The sequence below is a fragment of the Escherichia sp. GZ89 genome, assembly GCF_019366485.1.
GTDB lineage: Bacteria > Pseudomonadota > Gammaproteobacteria > Enterobacterales > Enterobacteriaceae > Escherichia > Escherichia fergusonii.
This window is the reverse complement of the sequence record NZ_JAEOHX010000001.1, coordinates 767,548-793,290: the sequence shown is the minus strand read 5'-3', so window position 1 is coordinate 793,290 and position 25,743 is coordinate 767,548. Positions and strand designations below refer to the sequence as shown.

Annotated in this window: 24 protein-coding genes; 12 read left to right on the top strand and 12 right to left on the bottom strand. The window is 49.2% G+C overall.

Going from position 1 to position 25,743, the window contains the following annotated elements; genetic code table 11:
* Window positions 1-70 precede the first annotated feature (70 nt).
* Window positions 71-682, top strand: a complete 612-nt coding sequence (emtA, locus tag K0335_RS03835) for a membrane-bound lytic murein transglycosylase EmtA (RefSeq protein ID WP_002431511.1) — start codon at window positions 71-73, stop codon at window positions 680-682.
* An 11-nt stretch (window positions 683-693) separates the two neighbouring features.
* Here emtA and K0335_RS03830 read toward each other — a convergent pair whose 3' ends face one another.
* On the bottom strand, window positions 694-1,428 hold the full coding sequence (locus K0335_RS03830) for a flagellar brake protein (RefSeq protein WP_000020184.1): 735 nt from the start codon (window positions 1,426-1,428) through the stop codon (window positions 694-696).
* A gap of 347 nt (window positions 1,429-1,775) precedes the next feature.
* On the opposite strand from K0335_RS03830, the gene K0335_RS03825 reads away from it, so the two are divergent.
* Window positions 1,776-2,030 carry a GlsB/YeaQ/YmgE family stress response membrane protein gene (locus K0335_RS03825; RefSeq protein WP_002431512.1) on the top strand — a complete coding sequence of 85 codons (255 nt, stop codon included), beginning with the start codon at window positions 1,776-1,778 and terminating at the stop codon, window positions 2,028-2,030.
* Window positions 2,031-2,067: 37 nt separating this feature from the next.
* On the opposite strand, the gene K0335_RS03820 is transcribed toward K0335_RS03825, so the two are convergent.
* The 3 genes from K0335_RS03820 to pth all read right to left on the bottom strand — a co-directional run bounded on the left by K0335_RS03820 (window position 2,068) and on the right by pth (window position 5,759).
* Window positions 2,068-3,771, bottom strand: coding sequence for an alpha,alpha-trehalase (locus K0335_RS03820; protein ID WP_219393733.1), 1,704 nt, complete (start codon window positions 3,769-3,771; stop codon window positions 2,068-2,070).
* 195 nt (window positions 3,772-3,966) lie between these two features.
* Window positions 3,967-5,058 (bottom strand): redox-regulated ATPase YchF, encoded by a 1,092-nt coding sequence (gene ychF, locus K0335_RS03815; protein ID WP_000505868.1) that lies wholly within the window; start codon window positions 5,056-5,058, stop codon window positions 3,967-3,969.
* A gap of 116 nt (window positions 5,059-5,174) precedes the next feature.
* Window positions 5,175-5,759 carry an aminoacyl-tRNA hydrolase gene (gene pth, locus K0335_RS03810; protein WP_000152953.1) on the bottom strand — a complete coding sequence of 195 codons (585 nt, stop codon included), beginning with the start codon at window positions 5,757-5,759 and terminating at the stop codon, window positions 5,175-5,177.
* Window positions 5,760-6,032: 273 nt separating this feature from the next.
* On the opposite strand from pth, the gene ychH reads away from it, so the two are divergent.
* The gene (ychH, locus tag K0335_RS03805; protein WP_000823881.1) at window positions 6,033-6,311 is read left to right on the top strand and encodes a stress-induced protein YchH; all 279 of its coding nucleotides are present in this window, start codon (window positions 6,033-6,035) and stop codon (window positions 6,309-6,311) included.
* Window positions 6,312-6,367: 56 nt separating this feature from the next.
* Here ychH and dauA read toward each other — a convergent pair whose 3' ends face one another.
* The 4 genes from dauA to lolB form a co-directional block, all read right to left on the bottom strand.
* Window positions 6,368-8,065, bottom strand: a complete 1,698-nt coding sequence (gene dauA, locus K0335_RS03800) for a C4-dicarboxylic acid transporter DauA (RefSeq protein WP_001033328.1) — start codon at window positions 8,063-8,065, stop codon at window positions 6,368-6,370.
* A gap of 124 nt (window positions 8,066-8,189) precedes the next feature.
* Window positions 8,190-9,137, bottom strand: coding sequence for a ribose-phosphate diphosphokinase (gene prs / locus K0335_RS03795; protein ID WP_001298109.1), 948 nt, complete (start codon window positions 9,135-9,137; stop codon window positions 8,190-8,192).
* 150 nt (window positions 9,138-9,287) lie between these two features.
* Window positions 9,288-10,139, bottom strand: a complete 852-nt coding sequence (gene ispE / locus K0335_RS03790; protein WP_001260317.1) for a 4-(cytidine 5'-diphospho)-2-C-methyl-D-erythritol kinase — start codon at window positions 10,137-10,139, stop codon at window positions 9,288-9,290.
* Window positions 10,139-10,762 (bottom strand): lipoprotein insertase outer membrane protein LolB, encoded by a 624-nt coding sequence (gene lolB / locus K0335_RS03785; RefSeq protein WP_104920524.1) that lies wholly within the window; start codon window positions 10,760-10,762, stop codon window positions 10,139-10,141. The genes ispE and lolB overlap by 1 nt, the downstream gene beginning before the upstream one ends.
* A gap of 213 nt (window positions 10,763-10,975) precedes the next feature.
* On the opposite strand from lolB, the gene hemA reads away from it, so the two are divergent.
* From hemA to kdsA, 5 genes are all read left to right on the top strand, one after another.
* Window positions 10,976-12,232 (top strand): glutamyl-tRNA reductase, encoded by a 1,257-nt coding sequence (gene hemA, locus K0335_RS03780; RefSeq protein WP_002431515.1) that lies wholly within the window; start codon window positions 10,976-10,978, stop codon window positions 12,230-12,232.
* Between the two features lie 42 nt (window positions 12,233-12,274).
* Window positions 12,275-13,357, top strand: coding sequence for a peptide chain release factor 1 (gene prfA, locus K0335_RS03775; RefSeq protein ID WP_000804733.1), 1,083 nt, complete (start codon window positions 12,275-12,277; stop codon window positions 13,355-13,357).
* Window positions 13,357-14,187, top strand: a complete 831-nt coding sequence (prmC, locus tag K0335_RS03770; protein ID WP_000456441.1) for a peptide chain release factor N(5)-glutamine methyltransferase — start codon at window positions 13,357-13,359, stop codon at window positions 14,185-14,187. Before prfA ends, prmC begins: the two co-directional genes overlap by 1 nt.
* Before the next feature lie 206 nt (window positions 14,188-14,393).
* A complete protein-coding gene (gene sirB1, locus K0335_RS03765) occupies window positions 14,394-15,203 on the top strand; it encodes an invasion regulator SirB1 (protein ID WP_000838071.1) in 810 nt (269 codons plus the stop codon).
* Between the two features lie 35 nt (window positions 15,204-15,238).
* Window positions 15,239-16,093, top strand: coding sequence for a 3-deoxy-8-phosphooctulonate synthase (gene kdsA / locus K0335_RS03760; RefSeq protein ID WP_000811059.1), 855 nt, complete (start codon window positions 15,239-15,241; stop codon window positions 16,091-16,093).
* A gap of 647 nt (window positions 16,094-16,740) precedes the next feature.
* On the opposite strand, the gene chaA is transcribed toward kdsA, so the two are convergent.
* The gene (gene chaA, locus K0335_RS03755; RefSeq protein ID WP_000189418.1) at window positions 16,741-17,841 is read right to left on the bottom strand and encodes a sodium-potassium/proton antiporter ChaA; all 1,101 of its coding nucleotides are present in this window, start codon (window positions 17,839-17,841) and stop codon (window positions 16,741-16,743) included.
* A 271-nt stretch (window positions 17,842-18,112) separates the two neighbouring features.
* Here chaA and chaB point away from each other — a divergent pair, with 271 nt between their 5' ends.
* Window positions 18,113-18,343: a putative cation transport regulator ChaB gene (gene chaB, locus K0335_RS03750; protein WP_001146439.1), complete on the top strand. Its 231-nt coding sequence runs from the start codon at window positions 18,113-18,115 to the stop codon at window positions 18,341-18,343.
* A gap of 157 nt (window positions 18,344-18,500) precedes the next feature.
* Window positions 18,501-19,196 carry a gamma-glutamylcyclotransferase gene (locus K0335_RS03745; RefSeq protein WP_104920556.1) on the top strand — a complete coding sequence of 232 codons (696 nt, stop codon included), beginning with the start codon at window positions 18,501-18,503 and terminating at the stop codon, window positions 19,194-19,196.
* A gap of 52 nt (window positions 19,197-19,248) precedes the next feature.
* Here the strand turns inward: K0335_RS03745 and K0335_RS03740 are convergent, their stop codons facing one another.
* Entirely contained in the window at window positions 19,249-19,602 is a 354-nt protein-coding gene (locus K0335_RS03740) for a DsrE/DsrF/TusD sulfur relay family protein (RefSeq protein ID WP_001169657.1), read from the bottom strand.
* A 191-nt stretch (window positions 19,603-19,793) separates the two neighbouring features.
* Between K0335_RS03740 and K0335_RS03735 the strand changes: the two genes are divergently transcribed.
* On the top strand, window positions 19,794-21,185 hold the full coding sequence (locus tag K0335_RS03735) for a YchO/YchP family invasin (protein ID WP_104920555.1): 1,392 nt from the start codon (window positions 19,794-19,796) through the stop codon (window positions 21,183-21,185).
* Here the strand turns inward: K0335_RS03735 and narL are convergent, their stop codons facing one another.
* Both narL and narX read right to left on the bottom strand, forming a co-directional pair.
* Window positions 21,186-21,836, bottom strand: a complete 651-nt coding sequence (gene narL / locus K0335_RS03730) for a two-component system response regulator NarL (protein WP_000070482.1) — start codon at window positions 21,834-21,836, stop codon at window positions 21,186-21,188.
* Entirely contained in the window at window positions 21,829-23,625 is a 1,797-nt protein-coding gene (gene narX, locus K0335_RS03725; protein WP_000918085.1) for a nitrate/nitrite two-component system sensor histidine kinase NarX, read from the bottom strand. Before narX ends, narL begins: the two co-directional genes overlap by 8 nt.
* 338 nt (window positions 23,626-23,963) lie before the next feature.
* Here narX and narK point away from each other — a divergent pair, with 338 nt between their 5' ends.
* On the top strand, window positions 23,964-25,355 hold the full coding sequence (gene narK, locus K0335_RS03720) for a nitrate transporter NarK (protein WP_000019836.1): 1,392 nt from the start codon (window positions 23,964-23,966) through the stop codon (window positions 25,353-25,355).
* The last annotated feature ends 388 nt before the right edge of the window (window positions 25,356-25,743 follow it).

Genomic DNA, 25,743 nt, shown 5'->3' with positions numbered 1-25,743 from the left:
AATGTATATCATGCCGCGTAGGTATTGTGTTGTCACCTCAGAGACAAATTCCGGCATAAGGATAGACGAAGTGAAATTGAGATGGTTTGCCTTTTTAGTTGTGTTACTCGCTGGTTGTGCGACGAAGAGAGATTATGAAAATCCTCCATGGAATGCCAAAGTCCCGGTACAGCGCGCAATGCAGTGGATGCCGATAAGCCAAAAGGCCGGAGCGGCCTGGAATGTCGATCCGCAGTTAATTACTGCGATTATTGCCATTGAGTCTGGCGGTAATCCTAACGCAGTCAGTAAATCGAATGCTGTTGGCCTGATGCAACTCAAAGCCTCAACATCCGGTCGTGATGTTTATCGCCGCATGGGCTGGAGTGGTGAACCGACGACCAGTGAGCTAAAAAACCCGGAGCGAAACATCTCCATGGGGGCAGCTTATTTGAACATTCTGGAAACCGGCCCCCTTGCCGGGATTAAAGATCCGCAGGTATTACAATATGCGCTGGTGGTCTCCTATGCCAACGGTGCGGGGGCATTGCTACGGACCTTTTCATCTGATCGCAAAAAGGCGATCACTAAAATCAATGATCTGAGCGCAGATGAGTTTTTTGACCATGTGGCAAAAAATCATCCGGCACCTCAGGCGCCGCGTTACATCTGGAAACTGCAACGCGCGCTGGATGAAATGTAGCGTCCTGGTACTTAGTTACGCACTTTACTGGCGCGTTCGCGCTCTTCCCGTTCAAGGGAAAATATAATCCGCTGTAATTCCCGCTCCATCGCCGGGCAGACGTTGAGAAAACGAAAGCTAAGGCGGGGAGTGGTGACGGTCTCATTTTTACTGGCGACGATAACGCGTTCACTTATCGACAAAAGCTGAGCGTCAAAATGGAAAATACCCCATTGCCCCATATTGACCTCCATATGCGAAAATTGCATTCCTTCCTGCAAGTTTTCGGGTGGCGCAGTCTCCAGTAATACGCCCATTCCCCCCAGCGAAAGATCGTACAGTCGACAACGTAACTTCGAATTATCAGGTAATTGTGCTGTGCAGTAATAAGGAGGATGAAGAGGCGCGGAAATACGGAAATATTTTCTTCGCTGGACAAACCATAATGATTGCGGCAAAGGACTGATAAATGCGGGAAGTTGCTGATATTCACCGTCAGGTAATGTTTCCAGCATAAACTCTACTTTAGCGCCCTGAGTTTCCGCCGTGATCGTTATATTTTGCGCATTTTTAACGGCGATATTTTCTGCCACCTGACTACCAAAATCCATAATCAACGTATCAGGCGTCACCAGTAGAATTTTGCTGATGAATTGCCCGGAGTTCCACGAAATACGCAGCGGTACCTGGGCTTTGTGTAGATCACGCAGTACACCGAGAACGGCTAACGGATTACTCTTCAGGAACTGCTCATGGTAATGACTCACGCGGAAAAACTCCTGGTTGTCTGACAGACTGTCCTTGGGTTATCGGCAGCAGCGGGAAAAAGTTAATACCAATGAATGAAATTTAAGATTGGTGACCAAATGCGCATGTTTATAACGGATACGGCGTTAACGTCTTACCTGGTTTGTAATATCTCTTAAATTCAATATGTTGAATCTGATAAGTTGGCCAGATAAATGTAGTGCATCAGGCCATTATAGGTTTGTCATCAGTCCCGAAATTTTGATTTTGATTTGTGCTTAAACCACGCAGATCACGGCGTTGCCTATAATTAGAATGCTGACGCAAGAACCTCTTGCGCCGGATTCACTGGAAAGAGGGTCTGAACATGGGAATTATTGCCTGGATTATATTTGGTTTGATTGCAGGGGTTATCGCCAAGCTGATCATGCCGGGGCGCGATGGCGGGGGATTTTTCCTGACCTGTATTCTCGGTATTGTCGGTGCGGTGGTCGGCGGCTGGCTGGCGACCATGTTTGGCATTGGCGGCAGCATCAGTGGATTTAACCTGCATAGTTTCCTCGTCGCGGTGGTTGGCGCGATCCTGGTGCTGGGCGTATTTCGCCTCCTGCGACGGGAATAACTTACCTGAAAACGGCCCTGCGGGGCCGTTCAAATAATTAGTTAGCCGTCGTACCTGTTTGCGACGGTTGAATGTTTGATTCAGTGACCGGTGCCGGGGGAACGTTATCGCAAGGCTTCTCTTTCGGGCATACCAGATCGAGCATTTTCAGAGTGACACCATTACTCCAGCCAAAACCATCTTGTAATGGATACTCCCCACCCCCTCCGCCAGTACCGGTGGTACTGACATCATATTTTTCCACCAGTTTTTTATCACGATCATAGGTATGCTGAACATTGGTTAAAAAACGCCAGGTAACTGCCATCGCTACATCTTGCTGACCGTAATTTTGCAAACCTTCAGTAGCAACCCATTGCAATGGCGCCCAGCCGTTTGGCGCATCCCACTGTTGACCACTTTTTACTGATGTTGTAGCAAGGCCACCAGGCTGTAACAGATGGGCCCTGGTCGCCTCAGCGACTTTTACTGCACGGTCTTTACCCGCTGCGTTGACATAAAGTGGAAAGAGAGCTGCCGCAGTAAGTTGATTACGGACTTTGTGGCTTTTTAGATCGTAGTCGGCGTACCAACCTTCTTTGTCGTTCCATAAATAGTGCTCAATGGCTTTCTGACGCGCCGTTGCCAGATTTTCATACTGACTCGCCATCGCCTCATCACCTGAAGCTTTGCTGGCACGCGCAAGTATCTTCTCCATCTTATATAACAAGGCGTTGAGATCGACCGGAACAATGCTGGTAGTACGAATCGTGCTCAGTTGTTGTGGATTATCCATCCAGCGGGAACTGAAATCCCAACCGGAAGCTGCGGCTGAACGCAGATCACGATAAATTTCAGTGGCCGGGCGGGAAGGGTTACTTTTAGCGGTCGTAATATCTTCGTTCCAGGATTCCGGGCGTGGAGTGTCGCGATCATCCCAATATCGATTCAAAATAGTGCCGTCTTCCAGTTTTACTACACGTTTATTTTGTCCACCTGGCTGTAGATCCTCAGTACCTTCCATCCAGTATGCATACTCTTTTTGCAACTGCGGCAGATATTGCTTCAGCGCATCATCCCCTTTGTTTTGCGCCAGAAGCTCCACCATAAACGCGAAAAAGGGTGGTTGTGAGCGGCTCAGGTAATAACTGCGGTTGCCATTAGGGATATGACCAAAGGTATCGATTTCCCAGACAAAATTCGCCACCATGTCTGCAACTTTATCCCAGTGTCCACTCTCGGCAAGCCCTAACATGGTGAAATAACTGTCCCAGTAATAAACCTCGCGAAAGCGTCCACCAGGCACAACATAAGGTTCCGGTAACGGTAACAACGAATCCCATTTATCAGTGCGCTCTGTAGTGCGGGTTAGTACAGGCCACAAGCCATCAATATGCTCACGTAGTGATTGGCCCGCAGGAGGAACATATTTTTCGCCTTCTTTTGGCAGAATAAAGTTAACGCTGACAAAATGGCGTAAATCAAAACCGCTTTGATTACGTTGCATCCGGTAATCTGCCAGAATCATCAATGGATCGCTTTTTGGCACTGCATCGGCAAAGGTTTTCTGATCCGGGAAGAGTTTTGCACTCTGAACATCGTTGAACAGCGGCCCTAACAGAATATCTGGTGGTTGCAAAGGCGTATCAGCGAGTTCCTCTGCGTTCGCGGCCTGGCTGGCAAGACTCAGGAGTAGGGCAGTGGTAACCGTTTTTAAAGCTCCGGGTAGTGTGGCATGGGCGCGATGTGCAGGTGTTTTCATGAATGATTCTCCTTCGTGGAATACCGAATAAAGCGGCATCAATCAGAAAACCTTAGTTCATGATCTGGTTATTTGTATTAATCAGTTGCGATTTTGCGAGACAGGGTGATTAACCAAAAGAAATTCGGCAAGTATGAGATATAAAAAAATCCACGCCTGGCGTGGATTTTTCAGTAGATTGAAAGGCGAGAACGTTTAAACGTTAAACAGGAAGTTCATTACATCGCCATCTTTAACGATGTAATCTTTACCTTCTGCACGCATTTTCCCGGCTTCTTTCGCGCCCTGCTCACCTTTATAGGTGATGAAATCTTCAAAAGAGATCGTCTGTGCGCGGATAAAACCTTTCTCAAAATCGGTATGGATTTTACCGGCTGCTTGCGGAGCCGTCGCTCCCACCGGAATGGTCCATGCACGCACTTCCTTAACACCTGCGGTAAAGTAAGTTTGCAGATTCAGCAGCTTGTATCCGGCACGGATCACGCGGTTTAGCCCCGGTTCTTCCAGACCCAGTTCCTGCATAAACTCTTCACGTTCTTCGTCGTCAAGCTCTGCGATATCGGCTTCGACAGCAGCACATACCGGAACAACCACAGAACCTTCTTTAGCCGCAATTTCACGAACCTGATCGAGATACGGGTTGTTTTCGAAACCATCTTCATTGACGTTAGCAATGTACATTGTTGGTTTCAGCGTCAGGAAGCTCAGATAGCGGATAGCGGCTTTTTCTTCCGCACTCAGATCCAGTGCGCGCAGCATGCCAGCGTTTTCCAGTTGTGGCAGGCATTTTTCCAGCACTGCCAGTTCTGCTTTAGCGTCTTTATCGCCACCTTTGGCTTTCTTCTGCACACGATGAATTGCACGCTCACAGGTGTCAAGGTCTGCCAGCGCCAGTTCGGTATTGATAACCTCAATATCATCTGCCGGGTTAACTTTGCCGGAGACGTGGATGATGTTGTCATTTTCAAAGCAACGCACAACGTGGCCAATCGCTTCAGTTTCACGGATGTTTGTCAGGAACTGGTTACCCAGACCTTCACCTTTCGACGCGCCTTTCACCAGACCCGCAATATCAACAAACTCCATGGTGGTGGGAAGCGTACGCTGCGGTTTTACGATCTCAGCCAGTTGGTCCAGACGTGGATCGGGCATTGGCACGACGCCTGTGTTCGGCTCGATGGTGCAGAATGGAAAGTTGGCCGCTTCAATACCGGCTTTGGTCAGCGCGTTGAACAGGGTGGATTTCCCGACGTTGGGCAAACCGACGATACCGCATTTGAATCCCATGATTTAAATCACCTTAATATCTTAATAATCAATCTGTTATGTAAAACAGATTGTAGAAATGGAAATAACTCTGCCTATTATACACGGCAGACGACAAAAATGCCGCCGATCCCTGCTTATTGGGCTTTAAAGGTGTGCAGACGACTGGTTGCTTTCGCTAAACCCTCTTTAAACCACACTTCCGTGCAACGAGCCGCTTCGTCAATCGCCTCATCAATTAGCTTTTGTTCTGTTACTGGCGGTTTGCCCAACACAAAGCCAACAACTTTATTTTTATCCCCTGGGTGCCCGATTCCGATACGTAAACGGTGAAAATTGGGGTTATTCCCTAATTTACTGATGATATCTTTAAGGCCATTATGCCCACCATGACCGCCACCAAGCTTAAATTTTGCCACGCCCGGCGGCAAATCAAGCTCGTCGTGTGCGACCAGGATCTCATCAGGATTAATGCGATAGAAGCTGGCCATTGCGGCGACAGCTTTACCGCTCAGATTCATAAATGTGGTCGGTACTAACAGGCGAACATCTTCGCCTTCAAGATTAATTCTGGAGGTATAACCGAAAAATTTTGGCTCCTCACGCAAAGGTGCGCGCAACCGTTCAGCCAGAAAATCGACGTACCATGCGCCTGCATTATGGCGTGTTGCCGCATATTCCGCGCCGGGGTTCGCCAGACCGACAATCAATTTAATCGTCACGTTATTTGTCCTGAGTGTTTATCTAACTGGCGCGTAGTTTACTGTCTGTCGCCGCGGTTGACAAAAAAGAGCATCTTTACCATTACAAATGAATAATTGCATGAGTGGACAATTGAAAGGCTAAGCACTTCATGCTGTTATTTGTAAAGATTTGTTGAAAAAGCGGTTGTATTTGTGATCATCCCCGCACATATATCCTGGGGTGTTGTCTATACTTTACACATAAGGATTGAGGGTATCCCTTTAGCAGCCCAAAAGTTCCGGAGGTGACATATGAAACGCAAAAACGCTTCGTTACTCGGTAACGTTCTTATGGGGTTGGGTCTGGTGGTAATGGTAGGAGGAGTAGGCTATTCAATTTTAAACCAACTTCCCCAATTTAACCTGCCACAATTTTTTGCCCATGGAGCGGTATTAAGTATTTTCGTCGGTGCCATTCTCTGGCTGGCGGGTGCCCGTGTTGGCGGGCATGAACAGGTGTGCGACCGTTACTGGTGGGTACGGCATTATGATAAACGTTGCCGTCGTAATGATAATCGTCGCCCGAGCTAACATCTTGATTTGTAAAAACGGCCAGTCGCTTTATTGCTGACTGGCCGTTTTTATGCCTATTTATTGTCAGGCAGGTCTAAATCTGCCAGTGCAGCAGTACGGTTTGGATAAAAAGTCAGACGGCCAGGGATCGGTTTGATACCTGAACGAGCCATAGTACGTAACGGCTGGAATTCCACATTGCTCACGCGCAATTCACAACCTTCAGGCAGACGCTTTACAAAACGCTGGAAGGCATCAAGGCCGCCAGCATCTAACACCGGCACGGCATCCCACTTCAGAACCACGATACGTTTTCCTTCGATACGTGATTCAAGGTCGGTAAACAGACCTTCTGCTGCGGCAAAGAACAGCGGACCAATGACACGTAACACCAGAACATCATCAGGCACTTCTACGTTAACCGGAGCCAGACGTGTCATACGCGCAATGCGGCGCATAAACAGCAGTGATGCGAGTACAATTCCCACGCTGATTGCGATCACCATATCGAACAGCACAGTGAGAGACATACACATCAACATGACAATAATGTCATCTTTTGGCGCATGACGAAGCAAATCGACCACTTTATGCGCTTCACTCATGTTCCACGCCACCATCAATAACAGGGCAGCCATAGCGGAAAGTGGTAGCCAGGAGAGCAGCGGTGCCAGTACCAGCAGGGCAAGAATAACCAGAATAGAGTGAATCACCGCCGAGATAGGGGAAGTTGCCCCGGCACGGACGTTAGCGGCAGAACGCGCGATGGCAGCTGTAGCGGTAATACCACCAAAGAATGGGGCGATGATATTCCCCAGTCCCTGACCAACCAGTTCACTGTTCGCTTTGTGTTTCGTTCCTGTCATACCATCCAGTACCACGGCGCAGAGCAGTGATTCAATTGCCCCTAACATCGCCATCGAAAATGCTGCCGGAAGCAGAGTGCGAATGGAGTCCCAGGTGAGGGTAAATTCGGAATTGGGCAGGTCCCACGGCAGTACCAGTTGCGGCAGCAGTTGCGGAATACCGTTACCCTGAGAACCATCGGCCAGAACGTAGTGGAATTGCGAACCGATGGTAGCAACATGTCCGCCGAGCAGGTTAACAATCCCCATCACCGCGCAACCAGCCAGCAAGGCCGGAAGGTGACCGGGTAAACGAATGCCCAGACGTGGCCAGAAAACCAGAATGCCAAGCGTCACAATGCCAATGGCAGCATCACCCACATTAATGGTCGGCAGCGCCATAAAAAGAGCGCCGACTTTTTGCAGATAATGTTCCGGTACATGAGCCATTTGCAGACCAAGAAAGTCTTTAATTTGCATCGTACCGATGGTGATCCCGATACCAGAAGTAAAACCTAAGGTAACGGAAACCGGAATATATTCAATCAAGCGTCCAAAACGTGCCAGCCCCATCAGGATCAAAAAGACACCTGACATGAGTGTCGCGACCAGCAATCCTGCAAGGCCAAACTGTTGCGACACTGGGTAAAGGATCACCACAAATGCAGCTGTCGGGCCAGAAACGCTAAAGCGTGAACCGCCCGTAATTGCAATGACAATCCCAGCCACAGCTGCGGTATACAAACCGTATTGCGGCGCAACACCACTACCAATTGCCAGAGCCATTGCCAGTGGGATCGCAATAATCCCGACGGTAATCCCGGCAATCAGGTCACGGGTAAACCGTGCGGCAGTATATTTTTCTTTCCAGCAAGCGTCGATCAGAGCGCGGAAAGGCATCACATGTGAGGAGAATATTTTGTTCACAATAATGTTTCATCCGTGAGCGCATCATCTGTCAACTAAATGGCAGGTGAAGGAGGCATAGGTCATACAAATGGTTATTACAGACAAAAAAACCCGCCGCAGCGGGTCTTTGAGCCGGGTTCGATTAATGTTCGAACATGGCAGAGATCGATTCTTCGTTGCTGATACGACGAATCGCTTCGGCCAGCATACCTGACAGGGTCAGAGTACGCACGTTCGGCAGTGATTTGATTTCATCGCTCAGCGGAATGGTATCGCAGACAACGACTTCATCAATTACAGAGTTACGCAGGTTGTTCGCTGCGTTGCCAGAGAAGATCGGGTGAGTCGCGTACGCAAATACACGTTTAGCACCACGTTCTTTCAGAGCTTCTGCAGCTTTACACAGCGTACCGCCAGTGTCGATCATATCATCGACCAGTACGCAGTCACGACCTGCAACGTCACCGATGATATGCATCACCTGGGAAACGTTCGCACGCGGACGACGTTTGTCGATGATTGCCATATCGGTATCGTTCAGCAGCTTAGCGATAGCGCGGGCACGCACAACGCCGCCGATATCCGGAGAAACCACAATCGGGTTATCCAGATTCAGCTGCAGCATGTCCTCCAGCAGGATCGGGCTACCAAATACGTTATCAACCGGAACGTCGAAGAAACCCTGAATCTGTTCAGCGTGCAGATCCACTGTCAGCACACGGTCAACACCGACGCTGGAGAGGAAGTCTGCAACCACTTTCGCAGTGATTGGTACACGAGCGGAACGGACGCGACGGTCCTGGCGCGCATAGCCAAAGTAGGGGATAACAGCGGTGATACGACCTGCGGAAGCACGACGCAGGGCATCAACCATAACGACTAATTCCATCAGGTTGTCGTTAGTAGGGGCACAAGTGGACTGGATGATGAAAATATCACCACCGCGTACATTTTCGTTGATTTGTACACTGACTTCGCCGTCGCTAAAGCGACCTACAGCGGCGTCGCCGAGTGAAGTGTACAGGCGGTTGGCAATACGTTGTGCTAGTTCCGGGGTGGCGTTACCAGCAAAAAGCTTCATATCAGGCACGAGAAGAACCTCAGGCATGCGTCCATTGGTGGAAAGAATCTGCCGAAAACTGTGCGGGCCAGGCAATATTCTTTCCAGGCGGTGTATTAAAGAGCGCGATGCAACGTCTGGAACAAGGTGACGTTGTCACCGTAACTCAGCTTGCCCGGCTTAAAGCATGGCTCTGTGCAATGGGGAAAGATTGACACCTTTCGCCACAAAGCCATTGAGCCATTCCGGGGCTTGCTCTAGCACCTGGCGGGCTTCAGACTCTGTATCAAATTCAGCAAAGACACAGGCTCCTGTCCCAGTCAGGCGCGACGGGGCGTATTCTAACAGCCAGGAAAGCACCGCATCAACCTCGCGAAAACGTTTTCTTGCGATAACCTCGCAATCATTGCTAAATTCACATTTTAGCAACGTTTCTATTGACCTTTTTGGCGTATTGCGCGGGAGTTCAGGATCTTTAAAAATCACCGGAGTCGGAATACTTACACCAGGGTGCGCCACCAGATACCACTTCTCCGGCGGATCCACCGGCGTTAGTATTTCACCCACACCTTCTGCAAACGCGGCATGACCACGTACAAAGACCGGAACATCTGCGCCCAGCGTCAGCCCCAGTTCCGCCAGCTCATCCATGCTTAGCCCGCATTGCCAGAGATTATTTAACGCCACCAGAACCGTCGCGGCATTGGATGAGCCACCGCCAAGACCGCCGCCCATCGGCAAGCGCTTGTCAATACTGATATTCGCACCGCTTCCCGCTGGAAGTCGCCCGCTGGCGGCTGCTGTTTTCATCAGCAACCGTGCTGCGCGAACGATCAGGTTATCTTCGTGTTCCACACCTTCAACAGGCGTTAACAGGCGAATATCCCCATCGTCACGAAGCTCAATGCTGATAGTGTCGCCGTAATCAAGAAACTGAAACAGCGTTTGCAGCGTGTGGTAACCGTCCGCACGCTGACCGGTAATGTATAAAAACAGATTAAGTTTTGCCGGAGAGGGCCACTGTGTCCGCATTATTTCACTATCCAGTTATCCATTTTTAACTTGATACGCTGACCGCCTTCGGTAAGTTCCATGTTGGCAGGCATCGCAGGTTGCGTTTTGGTGTCATAACCACCGTAAACAACTTTCCAGTTTTTGCCGTTCTGGCTGTAGGTGATTTCGCTAAGCCGGTACTGGTCGTCCAGTTTGTAGTCAGACGCATCACCCGGCAAACCTAAAATCCACTGGCGTAAGCTGTTGAGTGGAATGGGCATTCCGGTCAGTTTACCAATCATCTCTTCGGCGTCATCGGCGGTATAGCGCTGACCCTTATTATCCACCAACTGAACATTGCCAGGCTGAGCATTCAACTCCAGCTCAGTGCTGCCCAGCGGGTTCGTTAATAACAAGCGGTAACGATCCTGACCGGTTTGCTGCCAAAAGAAACGAGCATACACTTTCTGCTGGTCGGAAATATAAGCGAACGCGCCGCGCGTCTGATATTGATTGAGGTTGCGCACGTCTTGCTGATGCTGTCGCCACTGGGGAGAATCCGGGCTTTTACCAGGACCTTTCGGGGAAGTAATGGTACAAGCTGTGAGGACGAGGCTTGCCAGCGGCAGCAGGCGAATCAGGCGAAAATCAGGCAGGGGCATAATGATGACAAATCCTTGAGATACGTTGCAGTTATAACCCTTAATGCTAGCGTCACCATTAGTCATCGTCTATGTTCAAGTTGTCTTAATTGCAGAAATCTAACGGGTTCGGGCAATTACTCCAAAAGGGGGCGCTCCCTTTTATTGATCTCGCGCATACGGTATGATGCGCCGAGACTAACCTTATCAACGTTGGTATTATTTCCCGCAGACATGACCCTTTTAGCGCTCGGTATTAACCATAAAACGGCACCTGTATCGCTGCGAGAACGTGTATCGTTTTCGCCGGACAAACTTGATCAGGCGCTGGACAGCCTGCTCGCGCAGCCGATGGTGCAGGGCGGTGTGGTGCTGTCGACGTGTAACCGCACTGAGCTTTATCTTAGCGTCGAAGAGCAGGACAACCTGCAAGAGGCGTTAATCCGCTGGCTTTGCGATTATCACAATCTTAATGAAGAAGATCTGCGTAAAAGCCTCTACTGGCATCAGGATAACGACGCTGTCAGCCATTTAATGCGTGTTGCCAGTGGTCTGGATTCACTGGTTCTCGGGGAGCCGCAGATCCTCGGTCAGGTTAAAAAAGCGTTTGCCGATTCGCAAAAAGGTCATATGAAGGCCAGCGAACTGGAACGCATGTTCCAGAAATCTTTCTCTGTAGCAAAACGCGTTCGCACTGAAACCGATATCGGTGCCAGTGCTGTGTCTGTCGCTTTTGCGGCTTGTACGCTGGCGCGGCAGATCTTTGAATCGCTCTCTACGGTGACGGTACTGCTGGTTGGCGCGGGCGAAACCATCGAGCTGGTGGCTCGTCATCTGCGCGAACACAAAGTACAGAAGATGATTATCGCCAACCGTACTCGCGAACGTGCGGAAGTTTTGGCAGATGAAGTTGGCGCGGAAGTGATTGCCCTGAGCGATATCGACGAACGTCTGCGTGAAGCCGATATTATCATTAGTTCCACCGCCAGCCCGTTACCGATCATCGGTAAAGGCATGGTGGAACGGGCATTAAAAAGCCGTCGCAATCAACCAATGCTGTTGGTAGATATAGCCGTTCCGCGCGATGTAGAGCCGGAAGTTGGCAAACTGGCGAATGCTTATCTTTATAGCGTTGACGATCTGCAAAGCATCATTTCGCATAACCTGGCCCAGCGTAAAGCTGCAGCTGTGGAAGCTGAAACGATTGTTGCTCAGGAAACCAGCGAATTTATGTCCTGGTTACGCGCACAAAGTGCCAGCGAAACCATTCGTGAATATCGCAGCCAGGCTGAGCATATCCGTGATGAATTGACCGCCAAAGCATTAGCCGCTCTTGAGCAGGGCGGCGACGCGCAAGCCATAATGCAGGATCTGGCATGGAAACTGACTAACCGCCTGATCCATGCGCCAACGAAATCACTTCAACAGGCCGCCCGTGACGGGGATAACGAACGCCTGAATATTCTGCGCAACAGCCTCGGGCTGGAGTAGCAGTTCATCATTTTCTTTTTTTTACAGGGTGCATTTACGCCTATGAAGCCTTCTATCGTTGCCAAACTGGAAGCCCTGCATGAACGCCATGAAGAAGTTCAGGCGCTGCTGGGTGATGCGCAAACCATCGCTGACCAGGAACGTTTTCGCGCATTATCTCGTGAATATGCGCAGTTAAGTGATGTTTCGCGCTGTTTTACCGACTGGCAACAGGTTCAGGAAGATATCGAAACCGCACAGATGATGCTCGACGATCCTGAAATGCGTGAGATGGCGCAGGATGAACTGCGCGAAGCTAAAGAAAAAAGCGAGCAACTGGAACAGCAATTACAGGTTCTGTTACTGCCAAAAGATCCTGATGACGAACGTAATGCCTTTCTTGAAGTCCGTGCCGGAACCGGCGGCGACGAAGCGGCGCTGTTCGCTGGCGATCTGTTCCGTATGTACAGCCGGTACGCCGAAGGCCGCCGCTGGCGAGTAGAAATCATGAGCGCCAGCGAAGGTGAACATGGCGGTTATAAAGAGATCATCGCCAAAATTAGCGGTGATGGTGTCTATGGCCGTTTGAAATTTGAATCCGGCGGCCATCGTGTGCAGCGTGTTCCGGCCACTGAATCACAAGGTCGTATTCATACTTCTGCTTGTACCGTTGCTGTAATGCCAGAGCTGCCTGACGCAGAACTGCCAGACATCAACCCGGCAGATTTGCGTATTGATACTTTCCGCTCTTCAGGGGCGGGTGGTCAGCACGTTAACACCACTGATTCGGCAATCCGTATTACCCACTTGCCGACCGGGATTGTTGTTGAATGTCAGGACGAACGTTCACAACATAAAAACAAAGCTAAAGCACTTTCAGTACTCGGTGCTCGCATCCACGCAGCAGAAATGGCAAAACGCCAGCAGGCCGAAGCATCTACTCGCCGTAACCTGCTGGGGAGTGGCGATCGCAGCGACCGTAACCGTACTTACAACTTCCCGCAGGGGCGCGTTACCGATCACCGCATCAACCTGACGCTCTACCGCCTGGATGAAGTGATGGAAGGTAAGCTGGATATGCTGATTGAACCGATTATCCAGGAACATCAGGCCGACCAACTGGCGGCGTTGTCCGAGCAGGAATAATGGAATATCAACACTGGCTGCGTGAAGCCATTAACCAATTACAGGGAAGCGAAAGCCCACGCCGTGACGCTGAAATCTTATTGGAGTATGTCACTGGCAGGGGGCGAACTTTTATTCTCGCCTTTGGCGAAACGCAACTGACTGATGAACAACTTCAGCAACTTGACGCGCTACTGGCGCGTCGTCGCGCTGGAGAACCTATCGCCCATTTGACGGGGCAGCGTGAATTCTGGTCACTGCCGTTATTTGTATCGCCAGCCACCTTGATTCCGCGCCCGGACACCGAATGTCTGGTGGAACAGGCACTGGAGCGCCTACCTGAACAACCTTGTCGCATTCTCGATCTCGGTACGGGCACCGGGGCGATTGCGCTTGCGCTTGCCAGCGAGCGCCCGGACTGCGAAATTACCGCTGTAGATCGTATGCCCGATGCTGTCGCTCTGGCACAACGTAATGCACAGCATCTGGCAATCAAAAATATCCACATCCTGCAAAGCGACTGGTTTAGCGCGCTAGCCGGGCAGCAGTTTGCGATGATTGTCAGTAACCCACCGTATATCGACGAGCAGGACCCACATCTTCAACAGGGTGACGTGCGCTTTGAGCCACTCACAGCGTTAGTTGCGGGTGATCACGGGATGGCGGATATTGTGCATATTATTGAGCACTCCCGTGCGGCTCTGGCGAAAGGGGGGTATTTATTGCTTGAGCACGGCTGGCAACAGGGAACGGCGGTGAGACAGGCATTTATCCAGGCAGGATACAGTAATGTAGAAACCTGCAGGGATTATGGTGGTAATGAACGAATTACCCTCGGACGTTTGCTTTAAGCGCACATAGTGTTATTTCCATAACCTCTGTATGGCTGACTGAGACGCAGTTTGGGGTTATCATTTAAAGAGTTTTGGGTTTACAAGCGCATGATTATCATCGTGCGCAAAGCCAGTGGAAATGCTTAATTGCCCCCACCGGTGCTGGTGGTGCTGTACATCATCATTAAACTCGCCACCGCAAAATTGCGTAACTGGGGTAAGAGATGAAATCGTTAGCTGATTTCGAATTTAATAAAGCGCCGCTGTGTGATGGGATGATCCTGGCGTCGGAGAATATCCGCAAGGACTTTCCTTCTTGCTATGTCTACGATGAGCTTAATCGTCTGGTCAGTCTGGCGCAGGAAGAAATTGGTGAATTTCTGTCGCAGGATGCGCAACTGGAAAAACTGTTGGCGCTTTTTTATGGCGAATGGGGATTCCGGCAAACGCAGGGTGTGTATCGTCTGTCAGATGCTTTGTGGCTTGATAGCGTCCTGAACAAACGTCAGGGTAGTGCAGTCTCTTTAGGCGCTATTTTGCTGTGGATAGCTAACCGTCTGGGGTTACCGCTGGTGCCGGTGATTTTCCCTACTCAGTTGATTCTGCGGATTGAATCGCAGGATGGCGAAATGTGGTTAATCAACCCTTTTAATGGCGAAACACTGGATGAACACATGCTTGATGTGTGGTTAAAGGGGAATATCAGCCCGGATTCAGAACTCTTTTTTGAGGATCTGGATGAAGCCGATAACAGCGAAGTCATTCGCAAACTGCTCGATACGCTGAAATCTTCATTAATTGAAGAAGATCAGATGGAGCTGGCACTGCGCACCAGTGAAGCGTTATTGCAGTTTAATCCGCAAGATCCGTATGAAATTCGTGACCGTGGGTTGATTTATGTTCATCTTGAGTGTGAGCATGTGGCGCTAAATGATTTAAATTATTTCATTGAACAATGTCCGGAAGACCCAATCAGTGAGATGATTCGTGCGCAAATCAATAATATCGCGCATAAACATATTGTATTGCACTAATTAATCGACATTTTACCTAAGTTTAAGGCGATTCTATGAAACAAAAAGTGGTTAGCATTGGCGATATTAACGTGGCGAATGACCTGCCATTTGTACTGTTTGGTGGTATGAATGTGCTGGAATCCCGTGATCTGGCAATGCGAATTTGTGAACACTATGTCACCGTGACTCAAAAACTCGGTATTCCTTATGTGTTCAAGGCCTCTTTTGATAAAGCCAACCGTTCTTCGATTCACTCTTATCGTGGACCCGGTCTGGAAGAAGGGATGAAAATCTTCCAGGAACTGAAACAAACTTTTGGCGTGAAAATTATCACCGACGTTCACGAACCAAGCCAGGCACAGCCAGTTGCTGATGTGGTTGACGTGATCCAGCTTCCGGCGTTTCTTGCCCGCCAGACCGATCTGGTGGAAGCAATGGCGAAAACCGGCGCTGTCATTAACGTTAAAAAACCGCAGTTCGTAAGTCCAGGCCAGATGGGTAACATTGTTGATAAATTCAAAGAAGGCGGTAACGACAAAGTTATTCTTTGTGATCGTGGTGCTAACTTTGGTTATGACAACCTGGTAGTGGACATGCTCGGTTTCAGCGTAATGAAGAAAGTCTCCGGTAATTCTCCGGTCATCTTCGACGTTACTCATGCTCTGCAATGCCGTGATCCGTTTGGTGCTGCTTCTGGCGGTCGTCGTGCGCAGGTCACTGAACTGGCGCGTGCAGGTATGGCGGTAGGACTGGCAGGTTTGTTTATTGAAGCTCACCCGGATCCGGAACATGCGAAATGCGATGGTCCATCCGCATTGCCGTTGGCAAAACTTGAGCCGTTCCTCAAGCAGATGAAAGCAATTGATGAACTGGTGAAAGGTTTCGAAGAACTGGATACCAGCAAGTAATTTTTGGCGTAAACAAAAAAGCCTTATCGATCAGCGGTAAGGCTTTTTCGTATTTGCAAGTTTTGCATGTGACGCTAAACCTGGCGCGTACAGGCAAAATACTGTTATTGGCGAGCCATTCTGACAGCAGTAAGTGCTTATACGGTGACTACTTTTGTAGCGCGTATTGATGAGTAAACGAAAAGGGAATTATGGTCTTTAATCTATTAAGGAAAGAAGGGGGGTTATGAGCTGGGATATTGTGTTAATGAAAACTCATACAAACAGTGAGCCTTTAGACGCTAATATCAATTTTGTTCCTTTTGAGCGAGATTCAACCATCAGGTAATTACACACATTGTTTCCCGAATTGAATGTCAGCAATCAACAGTGTTTATTGTTGGAGGATGAAATTGCTCTAGAAATATATATGGGTGATGAAGAGATGTGTGAAACAATTACGCTAATGTTTCATGGGAACACTCCTCCTGAACCGTTTATTGCGGCAATATGCAACCTTTTATCCTGTAGAGCTTTCGATATCAGTAGTGGCGAGTTCCTTGATTTGCCATGTGGCAGTAGGTTTTCTACATGGAATGACTGGAGAAATGAAATAGTTAAGGATTATCAGTAACCTCCCCGGATTTTCAACCGGGGAAGAATAATTATCAGGCGAAAATTGTCATTAAATAAGCAGCAAACAATGCCAAATGCGCCGCGCCATTAAGCACATTGGTACGCCCGGTAGAGAAAGAAATATGGCATAACACCAGTGATGCCACCATAACCACCATCTCCGGTGCGCCCAGACCAAACACCAACTCATTACCGGTTAAGAAGGCAATTAATGTCACAACCGGAACTGTCAGTGAGATTGTCGCCAGCACGGAGCCAAAGAACAGATTCATTGCTCGTTGTACCTGGTTATTCAAGACTGCTTTTAAAGCGCCCAACCCTTCAGGCGAAAGAATAAGCAATGCCACCAAAAAACCGGTAAATGCGACAGGAGCATTCATGCTGGTAAGCAATGTTTCCAGCGGACTGGCATTCATTTTCGTGACGGCAATAACAGCAATCAGATGTACGATCAGCCAAATAGCATGCCAGAGGCTGCTGTGTGCTGACGGTTTCCCATGATGCGGATCATCATCATCGCTGTCATCTTCATGCTCATAAACAAACAGGCTTTGATGCGTTTTCGTTTGAATCAGCAAAAATACGCCGTACATGGCCGCAGAAATTAAAGCAACCAACAGTGCCTGGCCCGTTGAGAAATTCGCGCCGGGTAAAGCCATTGGAAATACCAGCACAATGATTGCCAGCGGAAAAAGTGCAATCAGATACTGTTTAATGCCAAACAAATTCATATATTGCGTAGCGAATTTACGTCCGCCCAACAATAATGAAAATCCGACAAGACCGCCGGTTACAATCATGATGATTGAATAAAGTGTGTCGCGCATTAATGTCGGGGCAGCATCACCTGTTGCCATTAATGCTGAGATTAAACTGACTTCCAGAATGACAACCGAAAGACTCAGAATCAATGAGCCGTAGGGCTCGCCAAGACGGTGTGCTAATACGTCCGCATGACGGACAACACTAAATGCACTGCTTAAAATACCTATAAGGGCAAGCGCATTTATTCCGATAACCACTGGTAGTGACTGACTGTTTCCCCATAGCATCAGCACTGCCAGTGCCACTACCGGGAAAATGAGAGAGGTCTCCTTATGGCGGGTTTTCACCGCCTCATGGGCTTGTGTCATTATTGTTCTCCCTATGCAGATGAGTGTTAGAGTAAATGTGAGTTTCTGCGCAGGAAAATAACAGAATATGGCAAGATATCGGTAACATTTTACGAAATTTTACCCCACTGCTTGTTTTTTACCTTCAGATGGCTAAAAAACACAATTTCGTTTGCTGATGGTTTAATTTCATCGGATTTATTTTTTGAACACAATCACCGGTGAGGATAATAATTGGCAAGGCTGGATATTCTTGACCAGGCTTAAGGCTTAGCTTAATGAGGAAACAGATATGCCTTATAAAACGAAAAGTGACCTGCCTGAAAGTGTAAAACATGTATTACCCGCCCATGCACAAGACATCTATAAAGAGGCTTTTAATAGCGCATGGGACCAATACAAAGATAAAGATGACCGTCGTGATGATGCCAGTCGTGAAGAAACCGCGCATAAAGTCGCCTGGGCTGCAGTGAAAAATAGTTATGAAAAAGGTGAAGATGACAAATGGCATAAAAAATCGTAATTGCCTTGTCACCCGTCTGGACGATTTGTGCGCAGTTGCCTTGCAACGGGTCTGTTTATTGCATATTGTCCTGTTACTGGTTTCATGAAAAGCAGCAAAAATATCCAAAAAGTGTCAAAAAAGTCGTGCAGGGAAGCCGCAGTGGCGGAGGTGTAAGGTGTTAACGCGTGATTTCCTAATCAATGCTGATTGCAAAACGGCATTTGGTACTATTGAAGAATCACTATTGTGGTCCGCGGAACAACGTGCGGCCTCGCTGGCAGCAACTCTTGCCTGTCGCCCTGATGAGGGGGCTGTGTGGATCTTCGGTTATGGATCATTGATGTGGAATCCAGCTCTGGAATATGAAGAGTCGTGCACAGGCACACTACCTGGCTGGCATCGTGCCTTTTGTTTGCGGTTAACTGCCGGACGGGGAACTGCGCACCAACCTGGGCGGATGCTTGCGCTAAAAGAGGGCGGACGCACCACCGGTGTTGCCTATCGGTTAGCAGAGGATTCCCTGGAGCAAGAGCTGACACTGTTATGGAAACGCGAAATGATCACCGGGTGTTATTTGCCAACCTGGTGTCAACTTGACCTTGATGACGGCAGAACAGTAAATGCACTGGTATTTATCATGGACCCACGACATCCGCTGTATGAGTCGGACACTCGCGTCCAGGTCATTGCCCCATTGATTGCTGCGGCCTGTGGGCCACTTGGCACAAATGCGCAATATTTGTTTGCCCTCGAGCAGGAGTTGAACAAGCTGGGAATGAAGGACGACGGCCTCAATGATTTGCTGGTGTCGGTGAGAAAACTGGTGGCGGATAATTTCCCGGATGGCGTGCTACGGCCTGGTTTCGCCTGATGCAGCGTCACTTTTACGGGGCAGCTGCCAGGCAGCTCAGCCCCGTAAATATTTAAAAAGTTAATACTTTGTCAGCATTCAGTGTCCACTGTGCCAGTTCGACCAGCGTGCCAACTTCGACACCATCGATTAATGGCAGACTCGTAATTCCGCGACCATCGGTGCAAGTCTTGCACAATTTTACCGGAACGTTTTGTGCGGTGAGGATCTCCAGCATTTGCTGAATATTGTAGCCTTCAGCAGGTTTTTGCCCACGCAGACCCGCTGTAACGGCGTCTGACATTAAAAACAGACGCAAATCAAGATCACTTTCCTGTTCACGCATGGCTATTGCCAGACGCAGGCTGTTAAACAAAGATTCGCTACCATAAGCCGCACCATTGGCGATGATCACAATCTTTTGCATTTTCGCTCCCACTCGTGATTAGTCGTTTCGCTATATTACTCTTCGGCATAATCGTGACCAATATATGAATCACCTTCGTACTTCAAAATTAAGCATATTCTCGAATTTAGAGTAAAAGGCTGCAAAATTCTTAAGTCACTATTATGGTTTAAGGTTGTAACCCGTAATTTTTGTATAAAGGTGACAACGATTTGAGCCGTATTACATCGTGTTTCACCCCTCTTTATTTACTGCTGCTGACGTGCGGTATGGCAAACGCGCAATCAAACTTTATCCGGCAAGCACAAAATCCCTTTGATAATAATGCTGACGGTTTACCAGATTTAGGCATGGCGGTAGAAAGTCGTGATGGTGAAAAGCACTTTGCTGAAATTGTGAAAGATTTTGGCGAAACCAGCATGACTGATAACGGCCTGGATACCGGCGAACAGGCGAAAGCTTTTGCCCTGGGTAAGGTGCGGGATGCACTTAGTCAGCAGATTAACCAACATGTAGAAACCTGGCTTTCGCCGTGGGGAAACGCCAGTGTTGATGTCAAAGTGGATAACGAAGGGAATTTTAGTGGCAGCAGGGGGAGTTGGTTTGTGCCCATAAAGGATAATGATCATTATTTGACATGGAGTCAGTTAGGGCTTACCCAGCAAGATGATGGACTGGTGAGCAATCTTGGTCTGGGGCAACGCTGGGCGCGCGGCAACTGGCTGGTGGGATATAACACGTTTTATGACAACTTGCTGGATAAAAATCTCCAGCGAGCAGGTTTCGGTGCTGAAGCGTGGGGGGAATATTTGCGGTTGTCAGCAAACTATTACCAGCCGTTTGCCTCCTGGCATGAACAAAGCGCCACGCTGGAGCAACGAATGGCACGCGGTTACGACCTGACCGCCCGGATGCGAATGCCGTTTTATCAACATCTCAATACCAGCGTCAGTGTCGAACAATATTTTGGTGATAGCGTCGATCTGTTTAACTCTGGCACCGGCTATCATAATCCCGTCGCCTTGAGTCTGGGGTTGAATTACACACCTGTACCATTATTAACGGTGACAGCCCAGCATAAACAAGGCGAAAGTGGAGAAAGTCAAAATAACCTTGGATTAAATCTCAATTACCGCTTTGGAGTGCCACTAAAAAAACAAATTTCAGCAGGCGAAGTTGCTGAAAGCCAGTCGCTGCGGGGGAGTCGTTATGATAATCCACAGCGGAATAATCTGCCGACAGTTGAATATCGCCAGCGCCAAACGCTAAGTGTTTATCTGGCGACACCTCCGTGGGATCTAAAACCTGGCGAAACAGTGCCACTGAAATTACAAATCCGCAGTCGTTACGGTATTCGGCAACTGATTTGGCAGGGCGATACGCAGATATTAAGTTTAACGCCAGGCGCACAAGCCAACAGCGCGGAGGGCTGGACGCTGATCATGCCTGACTGGCAGAACGGGGAAGGGGCGAGCAATCACTGGCGATTGTCGGTGGTGGTGGAAGATAACCAGGGGCAGCGTGTCTCCTCCAATGAGATCACGCTAACGCTTGTCGAACCGTTCGACGCATTGTCAAACGACGAACTGCGCTGGGAACCGTAATTAGAAAATGCGCTCCTGATGCACCCATACCGCTGCTTCCACGCGAGACTTGAGCTTCATTTTCTTCAGCATGTGCTTGACGTGCACTTTTACTGTGCTTTCGGTGATGTCCAGGCGGCGGGCAATCATCTTGTTCGGCAAACCCTGGGCAATCAGCTTGAGAATATCGCGCTCGCGTGGGGTTAACTGGTTAACATCGCGTTCAGTAGTGGCACGGTTAGCGCGCAAGCTGGCGGCCAGAACAGGCGTTAATGCTTCGCTTAATACCATTTCGCCAGCAGCTGCCTGATGCAATGCTTTCAGCAGATCTTCCGGTTCCATATCTTTTAACAGATAGCCATCCGCGCCGCGTTTCAGTGCGGTGACCACATCTTCTTCATGATTAGAGACGCTGAATACCACAATGCGCCCTGAGAGGGACTTTTCGCGCAGTTTATCCAGCGTTTCCAGACCGTTCATGCCGGGCATATTGAGATCTAACAGGATCAGATCGGGATCAAGAGATTCCGCCAGTTCAATACCCTGTTCGCCATTACTCGCTTCGCCAACCACGGTAATATCTGGTGCCATACTGATAAGCTGTTTTACGCCAGTTCGCAGCATCGGGTGATCGTCGATCAGCAGGATAGTAGCCAGTTCCTGATTACTCATGGGTATCTCCTTGGACGTCTGTGAAAGTTTTTTCGGGAATAAAGGTGACCACTACTTCGGTGCCACCTGATTCACGACGGCGGACGCGGCAATCGCCTCGTAAACTTTGCGCGCGGTCGCGCATTATTATCATGCCGTAGTGATTGCTGCGGATGGCATTTTCAGGCACGCCGCAGCCGTTATCCTGGACGGTCAGTTTGACCTGATTATCGTTTTGCGCCACCGTCACCACGACCTCACTCGCTTGCGAATGTTTGAGGGCGTTACTTAATGCCTCACGGGCAATTTGCAACAAGTGGATTGCCTGATGTGAAGGCACCAGACGAGGCGGCAATTGATAATCCAGCTTCACCGGGAAGCCAAATTTGGCGCTGTACTCTTCGCAACTCGCTTCCAGTGCAGGACGTAATCCTGGCTCGGTGAGCTGCAAACGGAATGTGGTGAGCAATTCACGCAACTGCGCCCAGGACGCATTCAGTTCGTTACGGATCTGACTTAACAGTTCGCGGCTGCTTTCTGGCAGCGCATCGCCCTGCATCTGTAAACAACTCACCTGCATCTTCATGCAAGAGAGAGATTGGGCAATAGAATCATGCAGTTCGCGCGCAATGGTGGCACGCTCTTCCATCACAATCAACTGTTGCTGACGTTCCTGATGGCGATCCAACGCCAGCGTGGCGGTGAGTTGTTCAACCAGGGTATCCACCAGTTGCTGTTGATCATGGCTAAGATGACGCCCCTGCGGTAGGGTCGCCAGCAAAATACCGTACTGAGTATGAGTGTCAGCCAGTCGCCATTTCAGAGTAGTGCCGCGATCGCCAACGGGGAGTACACCGCGCGGGCAGAGCTGACAGCCTTTATCATCGCAAGTCATATCCGACTGGCAGGTAAATTCCTGGTGATTATCTTCATCGTCAGTGTCATACACCCGCAGTTCGATATCACGTAGCAGGGTTAAATTTTGTAAGCCATTGAGTACAGGTGACAGGCGTTCACACAGCGGGGCGCGGGAATGCAAACGGCGGTTGGCCTGCCATAAAAAAGAGAGGATCTGATTTTTATGCTCCAGCCCGGCGGTTTTCTCCTGAACCCGCTGCTCAAGTACGGCATAGCTTTGTGCCAGCTCCGCAGACATATCATTCAGAGCAGTACCTAACATTGCCATTTCATTGCGGCCACTAATATGCGCTCTCTTGCTAAAATCACGATGACTTACTGCACTCGCCATTGCCAGCAATTGCCGCCATGGCTGTAGTAGCCGTGCTCGCAACCAGATAATAGTGAATACCAGTAAAAGTGCCATAAATACCGCCATTACCCGATGAACCAGTACGACAGTCTCAATGCGCATTTCCGTGGTGCGATCAAAACCAGAGACCAGGTGATCAAGCCCGGCAACAAACTGGCTAACATCCGCCGCTACAGTTTTCCGGTCCTGCGCTCGTAGCAGACTTGGTGCCAGGGTATTACGCCAGTAATCCTGTAACCCTACAAGTTGCGCTTGTTGCCCATCTCGTTCGGCTGCGCGGCTTAATTCTGGGCTAAAAGTCGTCTGCTCCATCTCTTTGAGCAAAGGCTTGTCTTTCTCGCTTAATGGCACCGCAGCCAGCAGGCGATAGCTTTGCATGCGCAGTGATCCCGCTTTGTTGATCGCATGGGCACTGCCCTGAACGCCTTGCACCAGCCAGCCAGAAACCGCCATCCCCGCCAGTCCAATAGCAGTAGAAAGCAACACAATAAGCGCAACCTGATTAACCAGGGTGAGCGGAGAGAGACAACGTTTAAGCATGTAAACCTCTTCCTTCAGGCTTTAAATGAGCAATAACCTTAATGAATGTGACGATACATTCTGGAATGGCGGTATTCTCGGCTATTGGCTGAAGTATACCCATACCTGGAAAGAGTTACTCCTTATTTGCCGTGTGGTTAGTCGTTTTACATCAGTGAGGGTAGGGATTTTACAGCACCGTGAAAAATCTCATAATTTTTATAAAATCGCTGTACTCACTATGGGTAATGATAAATATCAATGATAGATAAAGTTATCTTATCGTTTGATTTGCATCAAATTACCTTTAGCTACAACCACTAAGGTGGCAGACATCGAAACGAGTATCAGAGGTGTCTATGAGTCACTCATCCGCCCCCGAAAGGGCTACTGGCGCTGTCATTACAGATTGGCGACCGGAAGATCCGGCGTTCTGGCAACAACGCGGTCAACGTATTGCCAGCCGCAACCTGTGGATTTCCGTTCCTTGTCTGCTGCTGGCGTTTTGCGTATGGATGTTATTCAGTGCTGTTGCGGTGAACTTACCGAAAGTCGGTTTTAATTTTACGACCGATCAGCTATTTATGTTGACGGCGCTGCCTTCGGTTTCTGGCGCGTTGTTACGTGTTCCATACTCCTTTATGGTTCCTATCTTCGGTGGTCGTCGCTGGACGGCGTTCAGCACCGGTATTCTGATTATTCCTTGCGTCTGGCTGGGTTTTGCCGTGCAGGATACCTCTACGCCTTATAGCGTCTTCATCATCATCTCTCTGCTGTGCGGCTTTGCTGGCGCGAACTTCGCCTCCAGTATGGCAAACATCAGTTTCTTCTTTCCGAAGCAGAAACAGGGTGGCGCGCTGGGCCTGAATGGTGGTCTGGGCAATATGGGCGTCAGTGTCATGCAGCTGGTTGCTCCGCTGGTGGTATCACTGTCGATTTTCGCTGTATTTGGTAGCCAGGGCGTCAAACAGCCGGATGGGACAGAGCTGTATCTGGCGAATGCGTCCTGGGTATGGGTGCCGTTCCTTGCCATCTTCACCATTGCGGCATGGTTTGGCATGAACGATCTTGCTACCTCAAAAGCCTCCATCAAGGAGCAGTTGCCGGTACTCAAACGGGGTCATCTGTGGATTATGAGCCTTCTGTATCTGGCAACCTTCGGTTCCTTCATCGGCTTTTCCGCGGGCTTTGCGATGCTGTCAAAAACGCAGTTCCCGGATGTACAGATTCTGCAATATGCATTCTTCGGGCCGTTTATTGGTGCGCTGGCGCGTTCTGCTGGTGGTGCATTATCTGACCGTCTGGGCGGAACTCGTGTCACACTGGTGAACTTTATCCTGATGGCGATTTTCAGTGGCCTGCTGTTCCTGACCTTACCGACTGATGGGCAGGGCGGAAGCTTTATGGCGTTCTTTGCTGTCTTCCTGGCACTGTTCCTGACAGCTGGGCTGGGTAGCGGGTCCACCTTCCAGATGATTTCCGTGATCTTCCGTAAACTGACGATGGATCGCGTGAAAGCAGAAGGAGGTTCTGACGAACGTGCCATGCGTGAAGCGGCAACCGATACTGCGGCGGCACTGGGCTTTATCTCAGCGATCGGTGCTATCGGTGGCTTCTTTATCCCGAAAGCGTTCGGTAGCTCACTGGCATTAACGGGTTCGCCGGTCGGTGCAATGAAAGTATTTTTGATTTTCTATATCGCCTGCGTGGTGATTACCTGGGCGGTATACGGTCGGCATTCTAAAAAATAAATCGTAATATTTGATTATCCTTTGCGCGACATAATGTCGCGCTTTTTTTACTTGCTGTTTAGTTACAACATTCTTATGAGGTGTGGCTTATTTCGCCGGATTGCATTAAGAGCCATTAATATGTTACCCATGGGGAATACTCCTTAATACCCATCTGCATAAAAATCTTAATGGTTTAAATAACTACAGGTATAAAACATCTTAATTTACATAATGTTATGCTAAGAGTGTTAATTATCCTAAAGGGGTATCTTAGGAATTTACTTTATTTTTCATCCCCATCACTCTTGATCGTTATCAATTCCCACGCTGTATCAGAGCGTTACCTTGCCTTTAAACATTAGCAATGTCGATTTATCAGAGAGCCGACAGGCTCCCACAGGAGAAA